The organism is Flavobacterium procerum, assembly GCF_042431625.1.
Taxonomy (GTDB): Bacteria; Bacteroidota; Bacteroidia; order Flavobacteriales; family Flavobacteriaceae; genus Flavobacterium; species Flavobacterium procerum.
On record NZ_JBHLYW010000022.1, the window covers coordinates 117,441 to 135,664 of the forward strand.

Annotated in this window: 23 protein-coding genes; 4 read left to right on the forward strand and 19 right to left on the reverse strand. The window is 34.1% G+C overall.

Features of this window, described 5'->3' with window-relative positions; genetic code table 11:
* Positions 1-20: 20 nt before the first annotated feature.
* Complete coding sequence (locus ACFFLS_RS20055) at positions 21-404, reverse strand: hypothetical protein (RefSeq protein WP_379686933.1); 384 nt, start codon at positions 402-404, stop codon at positions 21-23.
* A 46-nt stretch (positions 405-450) separates the two neighbouring features.
* Here ACFFLS_RS20055 and ACFFLS_RS20060 point away from each other — a divergent pair, with 46 nt between their 5' ends.
* The 4 genes from ACFFLS_RS20060 to ACFFLS_RS20075 all read left to right on the forward strand — a co-directional run bounded on the left by ACFFLS_RS20060 (position 451) and on the right by ACFFLS_RS20075 (position 3,038).
* A complete protein-coding gene (locus tag ACFFLS_RS20060) occupies positions 451-1,188 on the forward strand; it encodes an XAC2610-related protein (RefSeq protein WP_379686935.1) in 738 nt (245 codons plus the stop codon).
* A 29-nt stretch (positions 1,189-1,217) separates the two neighbouring features.
* Positions 1,218-1,568 carry a DUF2200 domain-containing protein gene (locus tag ACFFLS_RS20065; protein ID WP_379686936.1) on the forward strand — a complete coding sequence of 117 codons (351 nt, stop codon included), beginning with the start codon at positions 1,218-1,220 and terminating at the stop codon, positions 1,566-1,568.
* An 83-nt stretch (positions 1,569-1,651) separates the two neighbouring features.
* Entirely contained in the window at positions 1,652-2,221 is a 570-nt protein-coding gene (locus ACFFLS_RS20070; protein ID WP_379686938.1) for a Crp/Fnr family transcriptional regulator, read from the forward strand.
* Positions 2,222-2,300: 79 nt separating this feature from the next.
* Entirely contained in the window at positions 2,301-3,038 is a 738-nt protein-coding gene (locus tag ACFFLS_RS20075; protein ID WP_379686939.1) for an SDR family NAD(P)-dependent oxidoreductase, read from the forward strand.
* A 74-nt stretch (positions 3,039-3,112) separates the two neighbouring features.
* Here ACFFLS_RS20075 and ACFFLS_RS20080 read toward each other — a convergent pair whose 3' ends face one another.
* The 18 genes from ACFFLS_RS20080 to ACFFLS_RS20165 form a co-directional block, all read right to left on the reverse strand.
* Positions 3,113-5,350, reverse strand: a complete 2,238-nt coding sequence (locus ACFFLS_RS20080; protein ID WP_379686941.1) for a histidine kinase dimerization/phosphoacceptor domain -containing protein — start codon at positions 5,348-5,350, stop codon at positions 3,113-3,115.
* Between the two features lie 142 nt (positions 5,351-5,492).
* A complete protein-coding gene (locus ACFFLS_RS20085) occupies positions 5,493-6,407 on the reverse strand; it encodes a helix-turn-helix domain-containing protein (RefSeq protein WP_379686943.1) in 915 nt (304 codons plus the stop codon).
* A gap of 19 nt (positions 6,408-6,426) precedes the next feature.
* Positions 6,427-6,732, reverse strand: a complete 306-nt coding sequence (locus tag ACFFLS_RS20090; protein WP_379686944.1) for a hypothetical protein — start codon at positions 6,730-6,732, stop codon at positions 6,427-6,429.
* 11 nt (positions 6,733-6,743) lie between these two features.
* On the reverse strand, positions 6,744-7,550 hold the full coding sequence (locus ACFFLS_RS20095) for an SDR family oxidoreductase (protein WP_379686945.1): 807 nt from the start codon (positions 7,548-7,550) through the stop codon (positions 6,744-6,746).
* Between the two features lie 112 nt (positions 7,551-7,662).
* A complete protein-coding gene (locus ACFFLS_RS20100; protein WP_379686946.1) occupies positions 7,663-8,220 on the reverse strand; it encodes a DUF4256 domain-containing protein in 558 nt (185 codons plus the stop codon).
* A gap of 12 nt (positions 8,221-8,232) precedes the next feature.
* A complete protein-coding gene (locus ACFFLS_RS20105) occupies positions 8,233-8,613 on the reverse strand; it encodes a DoxX family protein (protein ID WP_379689620.1) in 381 nt (126 codons plus the stop codon).
* A gap of 6 nt (positions 8,614-8,619) precedes the next feature.
* Positions 8,620-9,087 (reverse strand): SRPBCC domain-containing protein, encoded by a 468-nt coding sequence (locus ACFFLS_RS20110; protein WP_379689621.1) that lies wholly within the window; start codon positions 9,085-9,087, stop codon positions 8,620-8,622.
* A gap of 5 nt (positions 9,088-9,092) precedes the next feature.
* The gene (locus ACFFLS_RS20115; protein ID WP_379686948.1) at positions 9,093-9,410 is read right to left on the reverse strand and encodes an ArsR/SmtB family transcription factor; all 318 of its coding nucleotides are present in this window, start codon (positions 9,408-9,410) and stop codon (positions 9,093-9,095) included.
* Between the two features lie 96 nt (positions 9,411-9,506).
* Entirely contained in the window at positions 9,507-10,559 is a 1,053-nt protein-coding gene (locus tag ACFFLS_RS20120; RefSeq protein ID WP_379689623.1) for a linear amide C-N hydrolase, read from the reverse strand.
* A 151-nt stretch (positions 10,560-10,710) separates the two neighbouring features.
* On the reverse strand, positions 10,711-12,297 hold the full coding sequence (locus tag ACFFLS_RS20125; protein WP_379686950.1) for an ABC-F family ATP-binding cassette domain-containing protein: 1,587 nt from the start codon (positions 12,295-12,297) through the stop codon (positions 10,711-10,713).
* A gap of 216 nt (positions 12,298-12,513) precedes the next feature.
* Entirely contained in the window at positions 12,514-12,882 is a 369-nt protein-coding gene (locus ACFFLS_RS20130; protein ID WP_379686951.1) for a hypothetical protein, read from the reverse strand.
* Between the two features lie 134 nt (positions 12,883-13,016).
* Positions 13,017-13,949, reverse strand: a complete 933-nt coding sequence (locus tag ACFFLS_RS20135; RefSeq protein ID WP_379686953.1) for a transglutaminase-like domain-containing protein — start codon at positions 13,947-13,949, stop codon at positions 13,017-13,019.
* 19 nt (positions 13,950-13,968) lie between these two features.
* Complete coding sequence (locus ACFFLS_RS20140; protein WP_379686955.1) at positions 13,969-14,820, reverse strand: substrate-binding domain-containing protein; 852 nt, start codon at positions 14,818-14,820, stop codon at positions 13,969-13,971.
* Between the two features lie 28 nt (positions 14,821-14,848).
* On the reverse strand, positions 14,849-15,322 hold the full coding sequence (locus tag ACFFLS_RS20145) for a DUF4265 domain-containing protein (RefSeq protein ID WP_379686957.1): 474 nt from the start codon (positions 15,320-15,322) through the stop codon (positions 14,849-14,851).
* Positions 15,322-15,714: a VOC family protein gene (locus ACFFLS_RS20150; protein WP_379686958.1), complete on the reverse strand. Its 393-nt coding sequence runs from the start codon at positions 15,712-15,714 to the stop codon at positions 15,322-15,324. Before ACFFLS_RS20150 ends, ACFFLS_RS20145 begins: the two co-directional genes overlap by 1 nt.
* A 50-nt stretch (positions 15,715-15,764) precedes the next feature.
* Positions 15,765-16,634, reverse strand: coding sequence for a nucleoside phosphorylase (locus ACFFLS_RS20155; protein WP_379686959.1), 870 nt, complete (start codon positions 16,632-16,634; stop codon positions 15,765-15,767).
* 86 nt (positions 16,635-16,720) lie between these two features.
* Positions 16,721-17,053 carry a translation initiation factor gene (locus tag ACFFLS_RS20160; protein ID WP_379686961.1) on the reverse strand — a complete coding sequence of 111 codons (333 nt, stop codon included), beginning with the start codon at positions 17,051-17,053 and terminating at the stop codon, positions 16,721-16,723.
* 104 nt (positions 17,054-17,157) lie between these two features.
* Complete coding sequence (locus ACFFLS_RS20165) at positions 17,158-18,108, reverse strand: isopenicillin N synthase family dioxygenase (protein ID WP_379686963.1); 951 nt, start codon at positions 18,106-18,108, stop codon at positions 17,158-17,160.
* Positions 18,109-18,224: the final 116 nt, after the last annotated feature.

Sequence of the window (18,224 nt, forward strand, 5' to 3'; positions counted from 1 at the left end):
TAAATATAGTTTTAATTCTATTATGGTGTAGTATTATTTTCTTCGCTCATCTCATTTTTAAATTCTTCAAGCAGTTCATAAAACAATTTTATTGATTGAATATGCTCTTCTTTTGCAATCTGACGGGCAAAAAAATCTTCCCAAATAATTTCTTTTGGATCAAAACCAAGACTGTATGCCAGAATCATATTGGCCCAGCCAGCAGTCGATTCGTAATAACCCAATTTTTGTGCAGTCCAATCAAAGAAAGATTCATTTTTTGATTCAGCAATAAGATTATTTTCAATAAGAGCCGTATAATATCCTGTAACAAAAAGATTAATCCTGTCAAGCGAAAGCTCTCCAATAAACATTCCAGGACGCTTTTCGATATCTTTGAATAATTTATAACACTCTAGAACCATCACTTTACTAATTTTTATAATTTTAAGACAAATTAAAAATATATAAATGAAAAACCTGCTGACACTTATTGTTTTTATCTTATTTATTGGTTGTAAAGATAAAACGGGGAAAACTAATGAAAGTAAAGACTCAAAAGACAGCATTTACAAAGAAACTGTCATTAAAAGCGCAGATGATGAAGATGACGAAACAGTAGAGGAGTTCAAAGAAACTTTTATAGACAGTTTGACAATTGCTGCAAAAGGAAAATACAAAATTGAGATTACTCAAAATTCGACTGACACAATTACAAAGGTTTCTATAGCGCTTTTTCAGAAGCAGAACCAACGCTGGAAAAACATCCAGAATTATATTTTAAATAAAGAAAGCGATATTCCGATGCTTCCAGAGATAGAAGATTTTAATAATGATGGTTTAAACGATTTTACAATTCATTATGCAGTAGCGGCCAGAGGCTCTAATGATATTCGGAAATTGTTCATTTTTTCAAAAAAAGAGAATAAATTTATAGAAATAAAAAACTCCGACAACTATCCAAATCTCAACTATAATAAAAATCTAAATTGTATAGATGCTTTGAGCGTTTACGGAGGTTCGACCACGACCTTTCTAAAACTTACAAAAGACAGCTTGACTGAATTTGCTAAAGTTAATTTTATGGATGGAGATGTTGAGAGTTTTATCATTCGTGGGAATAAAGAAATAAAACTTTATTCCGGAAAATATCAAGGGTCTAATGATTATCTAGTCCGATTTAGCAATTATAATCCAATTGAAGAATAAGTTAATTGTTCTACTAATATAAAGCAAAGATGAATAACGAAAGAATATATAAATTACTGTTTTCAAGTGTGTATCCTTTATACATTCAAAAAGCCGAAAAAAAAGGACGAACTAAAGAAGAAGTAGATACAGTAACCAAATGGCTAACAGGATACAGTGACGAACAACTTAAAGCGCAAATTGAAAAGAAAGCCGACTTTGAAACTTTCTTTGCCGAAGCTCCTGAACTGAATCCGAACGCTGTGAAAATTACTGGCGTTATCTGTGGTTATCGCATAGAAGAAATCGAAGAGCCGTTGATTCAAAAAATCAGATATCTTGACAAATTAGTTGATGAATTGGCGAAAGGCAAAACAATGGAAAAGATTTTACGAACTTAAATAGGCAACAGAGAATAACAATAGTTTTTATTTTTTTGCCAAATGACAATTTTTTGCCAAAAAGCTATCCTTAACTTTCCGTCATGAAAGAACTAGTAGAATACATCTTGCAGTATGGCAATTTAAACCAACAGCAAATCGATTTGATTTCTAGAAAAGCAGAGGAAATTGAAATCAAAAAAGATAATTATTTTTCGGAAGCTGGAAAGGTTTCCGTACAAGTCGGATTTATTTTAGAAGGAATAATGCGAGTTTGCTATTACAACAATAAAGGCGACGAAATCACCAAATATTTTATCGAAGAAAACAATCTAGTGGTTGACTTAGAGAGTTTCAACAACAGTATTTGCTCTTCTGCTTATGTTCAGGCCGTTACCGATTGTAAAATGATTGTTTTCTCTAAAGCTGACTGGGAAGAACTGTTACAAACCATTATAGGCTGGGATGCGATTGTTCATAAGATAATTTCGAGAGCCCTGATGCTGAAAATTGAAAGAAGAAGTCCGCTCGTTTCAGAAGATGCAACAACTCGTTATCTTTCGTTTATGGAAAAATATCCAAATGTAATCAATAAAATTCCGCTGTCTTATCTGGCTTCTTATCTCGGAATCACACAATCTTCTTTAAGCCGAATTAGAAAAAACATTCGCTAAATCGCTTTTTGCCATATGGCAAATGTTTTCTTTTTTTATTATTGAAACTTTGCATCAGATAATTTTAAAAAGATAAAAAATGAATTCAGCATTGATTACAGGAGCAAATAGAAGCATTGGATTGGAAACGGCCAAACAGCTTTCAGAAAAAGGATATTTTGTTTATTTAGGAAGCCGCAATTTAGAAAATGGAATAGAGGTTGTGAATGATTTAACCGAAAACGGTTATAAAAACATCAAAGCCATTCAGATTGATGTAACAAATGCAGAAAGTATTCTTGCAGCTAAAAATACAATAGAGCAGGAGCAAGGAAAACTTGATGTTTTAATTAATAACGCAGGAATTCTGGGTGCTTTGCCACAAGAAGCGTCTATAGCAAGTTTAAACGGAATTCGCGAAACATTTGAAACTAATTTCTTTGGAGTTATTAATGTTACGCAAACTTTTATGGATTTACTCAAAAAATCAGAGAATCCAAGAATTAGTAACATAACATCAGGACTTGGCTCTCTTACGTTACACAGTGACCCAAGCTGGAAATACTACGCTATTAAAGGCGTTTCGTATGTTGCGTCTAAAGCTGCCTTAAACGCTTTTACGATTACTTTGGCATACGAACTAAGAGATTTGCCTTTTAAAATAAATGCGATAGATCCAGGTTATACCGCAACCGATTTCAATCACTTCAGCGGTCCAGGTTCTGTAGAAAGCGCGGCGAATTTTATCGTTAAACATACTATAACGGATAAAAACGGCCCAACAGGCAAATTCTTCAGCAATGATATCGAAGACGAAAGTGAAGAAAGTCCATGGTAAAGAATAAGCCTATCAGAAAGAAACCCCAAATTATTTTGGGGTTTTCTGTTAATAAATATTTTATTTTAAGCTTATTACGAAATAGTATTTCTTACAAAGTCAACTTCAACAACAGCACCATTATCATTAAAAAACGAAACTTGACCGTCAAGTTGTTGCCCTAAACCGATTATCAGACTGATTCCTAAAGTAGCAGTGGTATCAAAATTTAAATCTTCGGGAAAACCTATTCCGTTGTCTTTGATTTGAAGTATTACCCTGTAATTTTCCAACGACTGCAGTTTTACAGAAATAAGACCTTTTTTCTTCTCTGGAAAACCGTATTTAATTGAATTTGTAACTGTTTCATTCAAAATAAGTCCAACAGAAACTGCTTGAGCTTCATCGAGAAGTATCGGGTCAATTTGCATATCAGAATCAATATGTTGCATATCGAAAGTAAGACCAAAATTCACCATCAAATCGTTAATATAATTTTCCATTTCGATTTCTCTCACAATATCTGTTCTGTATAGTTTTTGATGCAATAATGAAATAGCAAATAATCGATGTTGGCTCTTTTGAATGGCATCAAATGCTTCCTGATTTTTTAAAGTTGAAGACTGCGAATTTAAAAGACTCATCACAATCTGAAGGTTGTTTTTTACCCGATGGTGAATTTCCTGCATCAATGATTCCTTTTCGTTTAACAGTTTTTGCAATGCTATATTTTTTTGATCAATTTCATTTTTTTGACTGATCAAAAGTTCATTGTTTTTTTGTTTTGATTTATAACTGCCCCAGAAAAGCATAGTGCTTACAAAAAGAAAAACAACGACACAGATACCAAATTTAATGGTGCTTTGTGACTTGATATTTGTCGTTCTTTGAGCATCCATTGCAAGTTTTAAATTAGAAAATTCTTTTTCTTTCTTTTCAAGGCCGTATAATATCTGAAGTTCTTCAATCTGTTTGTTCTTTTTTTCATTAAAAATAGAATCATTCAGATTCTTGAATTTTTGAAAATATTTAATGGCACTGTTGTATTTTCCGTTTGCAGAATCAATTTTAAAAAGGTATAAATTAGCTTCTTTAACCTGCGAAAGCTCTACAATTCCATTAGAAAAATTAAGTGATTTCTCGAAATAATACTTCGCTTGATCGTACTTTTTATGTTCTTCGTAAAACTTCCCGAACTCAAAATATGCACCAGACAAATTAGCTACATACATAGTTGAAGAAGTATTTTCTTCATACAAAGTAATCATCTTTTTAAAGTTGGTTTCGGCAATTTGAACCTGTCCAATTTTATTATAGCAATAAGCCAATGAACCGTGCATTCTGGCCTGATCGGTTTTCTTTTTGGGCGGATATTCTTTTAGTATTTTCTGAACCTGATGCAACGCTTCCTTGTATTTTTTCTCCTGTACAAGTTCTTTGCTTAATAAATCGATAAACTCATACAGATTAGAATAATCCATTTCTTTCTCAGATTTTAGAAAAACAATCGCCTTTTTCATTAAATCAATGCTTGTGTCATGTTTGCCTAAATCCTTGTAGGCAATAGCAAGCTGTTGGTAAAAAACAGGAGCGAAGCGAAAATCTCTTGCCTTTTCCATACTGTTAACACAAAGCTGTGAATAATAAAGGTTCTTTCCCAAATCACCTTTTAGTCGATAAACATCTGCTAAAAGATCGTAAGTAAAATGCAGTTTTTTATAACCTGTTTTGTTGTAAACTTCCAAAACCTGAAGCAATTCTTTTTCTGCAAGATCTAATCTTCCTTGATTTAAATGCGCATCGGCTTTGTATTTGAGAATGAAAGCAAATTTATCCTGAAGTCCCAAATTTTTATATAAAATGGTGGCTTTATCAAATATTTTAACAGCATTTTCTAGAGTTTCAAAACTTCTTGGAGTCTTCCAGAATAATCTGGCGCCAAGCATCTGCCATGTAGCTGCTTCTTTTTCAAATTGCTTTGTTTTATGATAATAATCGATAACTTTTTGCAAGTTTTTTTCGGCTTGCGAATAGTTATTTTCTTCAAACAAAATCTCAGAATATCCCACAATGCATTCGTTAATGAGATTATGATCTTTAATCCTATTACTAAGTGCAAAAGCTTTATTGAAATTAGCTTTGGCACTGTCCATATCTTTTTTAAAGCTTTCGGGTTTATATAAAAATTCTTTTCCCTTATCCAGAAAATATCTAATTTTTGTTTTAGCCAAAAAAAACTTTTCTCGATTTACGGCACCAGAAACCGCAGGATATTGAGATGCATGGCAATACAAAGAAAGAAATAATAAAAATGCAATATAACTTCTGGTCATATAAGATTAAAAACAACTGATTCGGAAATATAATAAAGTTTTTAAAAATAGCTAAATTCCAGTTTACGCACAAAAAAACCTTCTAAATCGTAGAGACTTTGAAGGTTTTTGTTTGAAAATCAAAGATTTGCCAATTGAATCGCTAGTTTTTATAAAAAGACTGCTGAAACTCGACCGGCGTACAGTTTGTCTTTTTTCTGAACAATTTATTAAATGATTGCGGATGCTCAAATCCAAGTTTATAGGCAATTTCAGAAATGGAGAGATTTCCGGCTGTTAGATACTCTTTTGCTTTTTCAATCAATTTATCGTGAATAAACTGCTGGGTATTTTGTCCGCAGAGATTTCGAAGCAAGTCGCTTAAATATCTTGGAGAAACATATAATTCTTCTGCTACAAAAGCGACAGTTGGCAAACCGTTTAATAAAGCTTTTTCATCGTTGAAATAAGAATTCAACAATGTCTCGAGCTTGGCCAGTAGGTCATTATTAACTGCTTTTCGCGTAATGAACTGGCGGTTGTAAAACCGATTACTGTAATGCAGCAAAAGCTCAATTTGAGTGATGATTACATCCTGACTGAAAGCATCGATTCTTTCGTTTAGCTCTTGCTGAATGTTGCTAAAAACTCCCAAAATGGTTTCCTTTTCTTTTTCAGACAAATACAAAGCTTCAGAAGCCGTATAATTGAAAAAACCAAACTGCTTGATTGTTGCATTCAAAGAATAAGGACGAATAAAATCGGGATGAATGTGCAACGAAAGTCCGCTGTAATCTGCTTCTTCTTCCTGAAGTTTTAAGAGTTGTCCGGGAGCTACAAACGACATTCCGCCTGCTTCAAAATCATAAAAACCATGCCCGTACTTAATTTTTCCATTGAAACTGGTTTTAAATGAGATTTTATAAAAATCCAGTATTGTTCCGTGTTCAAAATCTGCTGGATCAAAGACCGCTTCTCCATAATTTATGATGCTAATAAGCGGATGAGCAGGCGAAGGCTGCCCCATTGCTTTATGCAGTTCGGCAAGTGTATTAAATACTTTAGGTTTTATTTTCATTTTGCTTTTCTTAATACGTTTACAAACTTACAAAATGTTCTATTGGCGCAATATTCCAGCTTACCGTGCCCTGATCAATCATATCGTGCACAACAGAATCGCTTAATTCGCTCATAAGCAAATGCATGGCTTCTGTTCCTTCTTCCGTGCTGTCCCATAAAAGCATATCGTGTACAATGCCTTTTTTCAGTTCAAAAATTGTTCTAGAACGAAAACCTTTCTGACGTTTCAAAAAAATGTCAATTTCTAAGTTGGCTTTTATAAATTCCTCTATCGTACAACCTTTTAATTTGAAGGTAGTGAGTTCTATTGCTTGATTTTTCATACTTCAAAAAATTAAAAAGTAAACATTGATTTTATATTTGCCACTTGTGCTTCGGCACCAAGTTTTAATCTTTCGTCATAAAGCGCAATTGCATCAGAACCCGCAACATAACGTAACTGCTTTTTATTATCTGTAGCAGCTTCGTAAACAATTTTGGCAACATCTTCTACTTTCGTATAATTAGCCAATTTTTCAGGACTGTATCCTTTACTTACTTCTGCTGTTAGCTTTTCATAAGCTTCGTGGCTGCCGACTTCCATAGAACGAACGGCAAAATCAGTCTGCATGCCTCCAGGAGCGATTACTTTAACCTCGATTCCAAATTGTGCTAATTCAGATGCCAAACTTTCTGAAAATCCATCAACCGCAAATTTGGTGGCACTGTAAACCGAACAGGTTGGAAATCCAATCAGACCAAAAGTAGAAGTTATATTCAGAAAAAGGCCTTTTCTTTTTTCACGAAAGTGTGGCGTAAAAGCTTTGGAAATTCTGATAACTCCCATTAAATTGGTTTGCAACTGCCTCGAAATCTGTTCGTCTGTTAATGCCTCAAGAGCTCCAATTAAGCCATATCCAGCATTGTTCAGCACTACATCAACGGAATATTTGTTTGTCACATTTTTAACGATTTGATCAATCTGAACTGAATCACTAACATCGAGAGGCAGTACCACGACATTTTCCAGTTTGTTCAATTCGTTTTCCTTTTCAGGATTACGCATAGTGGCAATTACCTGCCAGCCTTTGCTTTGAAATAATTTTGCTGCTGCTTTTCCTAATCCTGTTGATGCTCCTGTAATAAAAATTGTGTTTTGCATTTTTTTATGTTTTAAAATTATAATGCAAAACTGCAACGAAAGCAGGAGAGGGAAGTAGCCAATTTGGATGTTGTATAAACCAAAATGACGGAAATGTTTTTATTTTAAAATCCTAAACCTTAAGCATGCCACGAAATCCTCTCGCTGCATAATAAGAATCGGCTCCATTATGGTACAGAAACACTGTATTATAACGAAAATCGCAGAAAACAGCTCCGCCTAATTTTCTAATTTCTGATGGTGTTTTGATCCAGCTTGACGTTTTGGAATCAAATTTCTCAATGGTTTGCAATGTTCTGTATTCTTCTTCATTCAAAAGGTCAATTCCCATTTCTTGAGCCATGTTTACAGCGCTGTCGTTTGGTTTATTTTCCTTTCTTTTTTCAAGTGCCTCATGATCATAACAAATGCTTCTGCGTCCTTTTGGACTTTCAGGAGAACAGTCAACAAACAAATATTCGTCTGTTTTTTTGTCGTAACCGATTACATCTGGCTCGCCTTCAGTTCGTTCCATTTCATCAAGTGACCATAATTTTTGAGGAGATGCTAATAGTCTCTGTTCAATTTTGTTCCATTCAAGATTTTGATGACGATGACTATTTTTCTCGAAACGTATCTGAAGTACTTTTAGAAGTTCTTCCTGCTGGTCTTTTGTCAGTTCATTTTTCATGTTTTTAAAATTTTAATTGAAAGAAGCAAATTTTCTGCTTTCAGGCCTAAAAAACCACGAAATCAGAGTCAGAATAATTAATAATGAAGGGCCAAATAATTCTTTAATACCATCTCCACAAGCAAGATGCGACACAACGGCTCCAGACATTGCAAAGAAAAAACCGGCATAAGCCCATTCTTTTAGAACAACAAATTTAGGAATAAGTATGGCAATGACACCTAGAAGTTTCCAAATACCTAGAAGCTTCAAAAAATAAAGTGGATAACCTAAATGTTTCATCATTGCTGTTTCTTCTGGTAACTGCATTAATTGCACAATTCCAGTTGATGTCATTCCTAATGCCAGCCAGAGCGTGGCAATCCAGTAAATAATCTTGTTTCGTTTGCTCATGATTTTTTATTTTAAGTTTAGCAGAATTTCTTCAAGACGATTGTGCGCCATATTTAGGCCTTGTGCAAATGGCAATTTTAATTGAGCAGCTCTATGTTCGATAGATTTGTAAATAATCTGCATCGTCAATTTACTGGTTTCATCATTTATTTTTTCAAATTCCAAAAACTCAAGTTGAGGAGCGAAGTTGCTGTTTTCCATTTCAAAAGTGCGTACAATTTTTTCGTTAGGAACAAAATCATGAACAACACCATGTGCTGTAAAAACTACGTTTCCGTTAGGATCACTGGTTTCAAACTGCCACACGCCATATTTTCTGCTTTCCAATTTCAGAACTTTTGTGCCCATCCATTGCCCCACAATCTCTGCTTCGGTATAAGCCTTAAATATAAGTTCTACAGGCAGATCAAATTCTCTTGTAATTACAAGATCTTGTCTGTGTTCTTCAGCGTGAATTTTAGTTATCTTTTCCATGGTTTTTATTTTTTATAGTTTTTCATAATTACTTCTAGCTTATCAAAACGTTCCTCCCACATTTTTCTGAAAGGCTCAATAAAACTGTCGATTTCTTTCATTTTTTGAGGATTTAAATGATAATAAATCTCACGACCGCTTTGTGTTTGATGAAGTAATTCGCATTCACTTAAAATCTGAATATGTTTTGAAATGGTCTGTCTAGACGAATCAAAATTGGCAGCAATTGCACCTGGCGTCATTGCTTGTATGGCGACTAAACTCAAAATAGCTCGTCGAGTCGGGTCGGCTATCGCCTGAAAAACATCTCTTCTAATTTCCATTGCGCAGTTATTTGACTGCAAATATAATGAAGTCATTTGACTGCACAATATTTTTTTCAATTTCCTTTAAAAATTCAGACATGAAATGAATTTGGCTTAATCTAATCCAGCAAACTGAAAAGGTTTCGCTTCTTTAAAATTCAGCAAAGACTCTCCCGAATAGTTTTCATTGTTGGCTAAACTTAATTTTTTGATTTTTCCTTTTTCGCTGAAATCAATTTTACTGAATTCAACCCAAATTACATTCGGATTCAGAACATTGTCAAAATAGTAAACCAGATTTTTTTGATCAGCAACCGTTCTCCAACGAGTAGAGGAGATGTTAGGTTCAGTTTCAGAGGAAATTCCCAACGGCACTGAGCAATTTCTAATTACACCAAAAACACTTGCCAGTGCTCTTCTCACGTTATCTGTCTTCGGAATTGCGTCTATATAATAAGAAGCTCTCACAAAACGATCTGCAGCTCTATTGGTTCCCGGAAGCATTACAGTTCCTGGAATACTTTTCCAATACGTGTTGATAGCCAACTGTTCGTCAAAAATAGGTGAGTTGGTCATTGTTGTATATTTTCTGTCGTGGTGAATGACCAATTTTTCATTGATGTATTCAAAAATGGCATTGTCACCAGACGAATCAGAAATTGATAAATGTACAGTTGCAAAAATATCGGTCCCCGGAATATGCGAAGAAGTAATCACAAATTCATTTTTTTCCAATGCAGTAACTGCTTCAGAAACAGTAGAGAAATTATCCAAAACATACTGTAACCATAAAGAAACCGCAAGACCTTTCACATTTCCGTTCTTCACAAATTTTGGATATTGTGACTCAACCAGCCACAAAAGATTGCCTACGAGACCTTTTTCATTCATACCATCAGAAGAAGCAATATCCCAAGAGCTGGTAATTACACTGCCGTATTTCGATTTCCACTTTATCGAACTACTTCCAACTTCGCCAAAACGTTCTATTCCTCTAGGAAAAATCCATAGATTGGCAGGAATTTCACCACGCCAATCCATGGATCTTGCTGTAATTATAGTACCATTCAAACCTTCATAAACTACCCTAGTACAAGGCAGAACGGTTTGGCTGCTTAATAAAATAAATGAAAGTAAAGCTGTAAAAATTCTGTTTCGTGATTTCATAATTAACTAGGTTAAATTTAATTATTGACAGCAGAACGATTTATCCGAATATTTAGAAATCCTTCTTACTGCAAATTACGATTTTTTTTGTCAGAATTTTGATTTTCAAATACATAGTGCTTAAAAAATGAGTTCAACATTTATAGAAACTTTAAAGCAAAATAGTTTTGGTCGTTTTTATTTCCTCTAAAAAATGATTGTCATGAGAAACGACAATTAAGGTTCCCTCATATTCATTAACAGCAGCGGTTAGGATTTCAATGTTCTGAATATCAAGATTATTGGTCGGTTCGTCCAAAATAATTAAGTCCGGAGCCTTTTTACTCATTGTTAAACAACAGAGCATTAAACGCATTCTTTCGCCTCCGCTTAAAGCAATACAAGGCTTGTCCCAGTCATTCGGAGAAAACAAAAAACGATTAAGACGCATTTTGACATCATGCTCTTCCAATGCCGAATCGTTGTACACTTGTGCCTGCTCATAAATTTTTAAATTGTTTTGCAACAAAGAATAATCCTGATCGATATAAATTGCTTTTTTATCTGCCAAGTAAATATTTCCTTCTGACGGAATTATTTCGCCCAGAATAATCTTAATTAAAGTCGTTTTTCCCGAACCATTCAAACCTTTTACAACGGCACGTTCACCGCTGCTTATTTCAAAATCTAGATTCTCTTTCCAAAGCCGTTCATTCACATAACTAAAATTGACATTTGAAGCTTTTACAAGTATTTTTCCTTTATGAAGTGAAGTATTATCAAAACCGAATTTCATTTGCTCCAAAGCCGGAAGAGCCGAACGTAGTGCTCTCAAACCTTGCGATAATCCACTGATTTTCTCAGAATGAACGTCTTTTATCTTAGAACTGCTGTTTTCTGCCTTATTACGAAGCGTATTCATCATGATACGAGCGGTTCCAGATTTTTCTTGTTTCTTTTTTCCGCGTGCATCAAGTTTTTGTTGTCGCTCTAGAGTTTCTTTTTCTTTTTCCTTGGCTTTACGCAAAGCTTTTTCTTTGCTGTGCAAATCCTCTTTTAACGAATTCTGTTCAATTTCTTTCTGTTGTCTAAAGAATTCATAATTTCCGCCATAAGTTGTAATTCCGTTTTTGTTCATTTCAAGAACCTTATTCAGAATATTAAGCAACATTTTGTCGTGACTCACAACCAATAATGTAGCCGAAGTCGATTTTATAAAATCATAAAGCAATCGTCTTCCTTCAAAATCCAAATGATTGCTGGGTTCATCAAGAAAAATAAAATCCGGCTGATGAATCATGATTCCGGCAAGAAAAACCTTTGTTTTTTGACCACCGCTCAAGGTTTCTAATTTTTGATCCAGGTCTAAGTTTTCAAGCTTCCAGTACTTCAGTGCTTCTGTACATCGCTCTTCGATACTCCAATCATCGCCTAAGATTTCAAGATTTTCTTCGGTAACCAGACCGTCTAGTATTTCTTTTATCGCTTTGAGTTTAGGCTTTATATTTAATGCCTCTGCAATGGTAAAATGATTGAACTGTCCAAACAGTTGTGTTACAAAATAAGGTTTTGCTGCATATGCAATTTGTCCTGAAAAATATCCAGATTCTTCAGCAATAATTTTTAATAAAGTAGATTTTCCAACACCATTATTGCCAATCAAAGCAACTTTTTCATGTTGATTAATAGTAAAACTGATGTTTTTGAACAATACATCTGTATTTTCATGCTGGCAGCATAAATCGCGAATGATAAGCATAATTTCTTTCTAAATAAAATGAATAATGAAGCAAGCCAAAAATTATGGCTGCGCTTTAAATAGTCTGAAAGAAATTGTTTTTCACATTTGCTATATATTGTTTTGAAGAAGTGCAAAGATATTTAATAAAGTGCTAAAAATCAAAAACCATTCTTAAATGGAATAAGAATGGTTTTTTGTATAATTTTCTGGCTCTTAAAAAGCCATTATATTAGTTTATATTTTTTTGAGCGTCAACTTCATTTCTTTCGTATCCAATACCAATTTATCATTCGTTATCGTACTTTCACATGGGTAGGGAGTACCAACTTCGTCTTTAATAACAAGACTTTTACCTCCTTTTGTCAGCGCATAAGTCCCATCTGTTATTTCACTGAATAAATATCCTGTAACATGCCCATCTTTTGTGAATGTCAACATTCCGTTTGTGATGATTGCATTTTTGGCAGAATCAGAAAGGGTCATTTTGGGTTCAACCGCTGTTACTTTCCATGAATTGATCAGTTTATTTCTTTTTCCTGTACATGAAACTAATAATACAACAGCAATGGCAATTACGATAGTAAACAATTTAGAATTTCTCATGATTTTGTGATTAAAAGGTTAAACACGAAAAAGATACAAAAAAAAAACATTAGTAAATTATTAACAGCCAATTATTTATAAACTTTTTGTTTTGTAGTTTTCTTTCGTTTTACCTATGAAACTTGAAACAAAAACTAATTCAAAGTAAGCGCCCCTAAAATTTCTTCGTACATGAAAGGGCCGCCCGGATAAGTTGCTGTATAATCTAAGTTCATCCAGACTTGCCCGCGCTCGTCAATGTGGTAATGCAGTTTTTTGCCGTAGCTTTCTCGTGGAAACAGCACATTTTTTATGAGATAATTGACTTTCTCCAAATCAAGTGAAGAACCGATTAAAATTTCGGGATAAATATGTCCTTTCGTATGAATAAGCCTCGGAGTTCCTCCGATTGAACGAATTGCGGCTGCCATCAAAATAGAATGATCGTCACAATCTCCCGAAAAATATTCTAGCGATTCACTCGCTGTTGCAATGTAATCACCGTCTTTTGGATCATTTACATAGTTCCATCGGCTGTTTATTTCTTTAAAAACAGCAAAACACTGAATAATAGTTCGGTAATCAGAATAACCTTTGATTTTTTTAAAATGTTTAGAAGTAGCCATAATAGCAAAATTTCGAACTTTCGGATTTTGATATTCAATAGCGCTTATAATTTTTGATTTATTTGGAAAAGGCAACAGTTTAGCAACCACAATATCCTGAGGATATGGATTGTCTGACATGGTGTAAATCATCGAATTGTAATCTTCTGAAATTTCGCTGAAACCATAATTCCCAATTACACTTCCGTAGAACAAAACCAGCAAGTAAATAGCAATACACAGAATAATAATCGTTCTGAGCAACATTAAAAGAAAAAAGACTGCTGCAAAAACAAAAATAAAAATAAAAACGCGATCCAGATTGAAAGCCCACTCCAGATCTATTAAATTTTGATGCAGTATGATGAAAATCGGAATCGTAATTAACAGACTCAACAGCATAATAATAATCCTGTCCCAGGGTGATTTCACCTGCAACTTGGATTTTAAACGCGGAAAGTCAATTTTAGGGAATTTCATCATACGAATCAAAAAGCCTGTATTATACAGCTTTGACGGTTTCTACAAAAATACTTTTTTTATCAATAATTCCCAGATCAAAAAGTTGATTTTGAATTTTATCAAAAGATTTTTCAGTAAGATTTTTCTGTGACCATTGTGTAAGCTCCAGCCATTCGCGAATATCTTCTGGTTTTTGTTTAAAAAGCTCCGCTAAGGTTTTGTCTATTTCAGGAATTGCCTTAAAATCAACAGTGGTTTTGTTAATTATTTCAAGAATTTTCTCGACAATTTTAGGATTCTTTTTTAAGAATTCATCACGGACAGCAATTACGAATGAAGGCCATGGAGTAGGGCAGTCGGCGATACGTCTGAAAATTCCCTGATCAACAAGCGGTTTCGTCATAAAACGTTCCCACATAAAATAATCTGCTTTTTTATTCGTAAGCGCTTCAACAGCTCCGTCAATTGTATTAACGATTTCAAATTCAATCGTTTCGGTTTCCCAGCCTTGCTCGTTGGCATTAACATAAGCCATGAGTTGTGAACCAGAACCTATTCTAGAAATTGCAACCTTCTTATTCTTAAGATCCTCTAAGCTTTGAAAACCTGATTGTGCTGCCACATGAATTCCCCAGATAAGAGGCGATTGCACATAAACCTGCACGATTTTGCTCGGATTTCCTGCGGTAATATCCTTAAGTATTCCTTCTGTTAATATTACAGCAATATCGGTTTCTCCCTCACGTAACATCTGACACATTTTGCCAGTGCCTTCTGGAATGTTTTTCCATTGTAAATCGATATTTTCTTCTTCAAATTCACCATTTTCAATACACAAATGCCATGGGAGATTGAAGTGTTCAGGAACGCCAGCAATTTTTACAGTTTTCATTTATTTAAGTTGTTTTGTATTCTCAAATTTAGTTTTTTAATAAGTCTGCTCGATGTTTTTCTGAAAGGCAAGGTTCTGCATATTCGATAATTTCTTGCGATTCATATTCGTTCAAAAGACTTCTTACAAGCGAATAATCAACATCTTTAGTGATTTCGGCAGCAAAAAAAGTCTCATTCAGACCTTCAGACAAACAATTTAGATTTTTGAGCTTTTCACGAATTACTTCTTTATCAAATCCTTTTTCTAAAATAGCAATCTGTACAATTGAATTCCCTGAATTCTGAATTGTTTTCTTGTGCATATAACGCTCTTCATCTTCATCATATTCTGCATAAAAAAGATCATCTGTTGCAATCAAGGGTCCGAAAAACGGAATGTTATCCAGTTTAAAAAGTCCTTTTTCTAAATCTATAATTTCTGCCCACATGGTTTCAGAAACTACTTCGTCTAGATAATCGCTGTAATATTTAAATAGTATTTTTTTATGAGTTTCAGACATTATTCTATCTCGTTTATTATGGCTTTTAATGATGATATTACGATTCGATAGCCATCTGGATCCTGAATCATTTTTCCATTTTCCCTCCAAAATGGATTGGCCGGTTCTATGGTTGGAATTTTATTGTATGCAAGCTTGTTTATTAATTCGTTATAAGTCAAAATTGTTTTTGGATAAAGCACAATGATATCATCTTCGTCAAAAGAATGATTGGCTTTTACATTGGATTGCGTAAATTCAAAATGCCAATCTAATCCCGATTTCCCAATAAATATTCCATCATAATTATGGTGTTTTTCAAAACCACCCAATAATTCAAAACCTAAAATATCTACATAAAAATCTTCAATTTTCTTTAAATCATTGGTATGTCGCGCTATTCTCAAAAACATAATTTATATTTTTAAAAATTATCTAATTTTTCAACTAACGAATTATCTAATTATTTCTCAGCTAATTTATTCAAAGTATAAGCAATCAGTTCGTCAACAGCTTTATACGGATCTTCGCTGAAAGTTCCAGATGCACGATTGGCTATAATTGCGTTTAAAGATAAAGCATTGTGTCCTAAAAGTGCCGAAAGTCCGTAAATTGCAGCAGTCTCCATTTCGAGATTTGTGATTTTAGTTCCTTCAAAGCTAAAATTATCCATTTTGTTGTTCAGTTCTTCGTCCTGAATATTCAAACGTAAAACACGTCCCTGCGGGCCATAAAATCCGCCTGCAGTAGCCGTAATTCCTTTGGATATTTTATCAGACTCGATTAATTTTTCTAGTTCTTCAGAACATTTGGTTACATATGGTTTTCCTTTTCGGGCATCCCAATTTGTGTGATTTACAAATGCATCTTCAATCTCTGTAATCGAAACGTCATCAATAAGATAAGAACGAAGCATATTGTCTAGTCCTAATCCGAATTTAGACATTACAAAACTGTCAACCGGAATATCTTCCTGAAGAGAACCCGAAGTTCCTATTCTAATGATATTTAAAGATGTCAGTTTTTCTTTTGGCTTACGGGTTTCTAAATCGATGTTTACCAAGGCGTCCAATTCGTTTAAAACAATGTCAATATTGTCTGGGCCGATTCCGGTAGATAGTACAGAGATTCTTTTTCCTTTGTAAATTCCGGTTTGGGTTTTAAATTCTCTTTTTTGAGTTGAATATTCGATTGAATCGAAAAATTGCGTGATTTTTTCAACTCTGTTTTGGTCTCCAACGAATATTATATCGTGAGCAATATGTTCCGGACGAAGATTTAAATGGTAAACACTTCCATCTGGATTGAGTATTAATTCTGATGATTGTATCATTTTTTTTTAGTTGCTAAGGTTCTGAGATACTAAGTCTCTAAGTTCTTTTTGGAATTTGGAATTTCTAAAATTGGAATTTTATAATTCTAACCTCCTACACGTTTGGTCTTAAATCCTTTTTCTTTTAAAATCGCCATAATCTTGTCGCGGTAATCGCCTTGAATGATAATTGAAGCGTCTTTAAAAGTACCTCCAACGCTCAATTTTGTTTTGATTTCTTTGGCCAGAATTTTAAAGTCTTCATCTGTTCCTTCGTAACCTTCGATTATAGTAGTTGGTTTTCCTTTTCGTTTTTCAAACTTGCAGATCATAGGTTCCTTTTGAACATACAGAACATGCTCGCTTTCCTGAGTTTGCTCAGGTTCATTTGATTCAACGTGATCCGGAAACAAATTCTTCAACTGATCTTTTAAATCCATAACGTATTAAATTTCAAAATTTAAGGGTTTGTAAAAATCAAATTCCAAATCCCAAAATTAACTTATTTGGAATTTGGAATTTATAATTTTTGAATTAGGAATGATTATTTTTTAATCAATCCTAATTCTACCAAGCGTTCATGCAGAAATTCTCCTGCAGAAATGTCTTCGTATTTTTTTGGGTTTTCCTCATCGATGCAATTTTCAAGGCAATCCAAACGCATATCGCTTACTGGATGCATAAAAAACGGAATCGAATAACGAGAAGTTCCCCATAATTCTCTCGGCGGATTTACTACCTGATGAATCGTTGATTTAAGTTTGTTGTTGGTATGTCTTGAAAGCATATCGCCAACATTAATTACAAGTTCATCATCAGCTGCAATGGCATCAATCCATTCGCCATCATGATTCTGTACTTGAAGTCCTTTTCCTTGAGCCCCCATCAATAAAGTAATTAAATTGATATCTCCGTGAGCAGCGGCGCGAATAGCATTTTCCGGCTCAGAAGTAATTGGAGGATAGTGGATTGGTCTTAAAATTGAGTTTCCTTCTTTTGCATAATCGTCAAAATAAAATTCATCAAGACCCAAATGCAAGGCCAAAGCTCTTAAAACATAAACACCTGTTTTTTCTAATTTTTGATACGCCTCTTTACCAACCACATTAAATCGAGGAAGTTCTTTAACTTCAACATTGTCTGGGTATTCAGAAGCCCATTTAGAATCTTGGTCTACATACTGGCCAAAATGCCAGAACTCCTTCAAATCTCCTTCTTTGCGTCCTTTAGCATGTTCTTTTCCAAAAGAAACATAACCTCTCTGACCGCCAATTCCAGGAATTTCATAATTATGCTTAGTTTCGATTGGCAAGGCGAAAAAGTTTCTAATTTCGCCATAAAGTTCGTCTACCAATTGGTCATCAAGAAAATGACCTTTTAGGGCTACGAAGCCAATGTTTTCAAATGCACTGCCGATTTCATTTACAAATTTTTGTTTACGTTTCGGGTCGTCCGAAAGGAAATCACGTAAGTCTACACTAGGAATGTTTTGCATACTTTACATTTTTATTTTAAGATGAAGGCTTCATAAACGCCTTCGGCTAACAAAGGTAGAGAATATTTTAGAAAATCATAAGCTGTCTGTTTACTAAAAAGCCTATTTCTGACAAA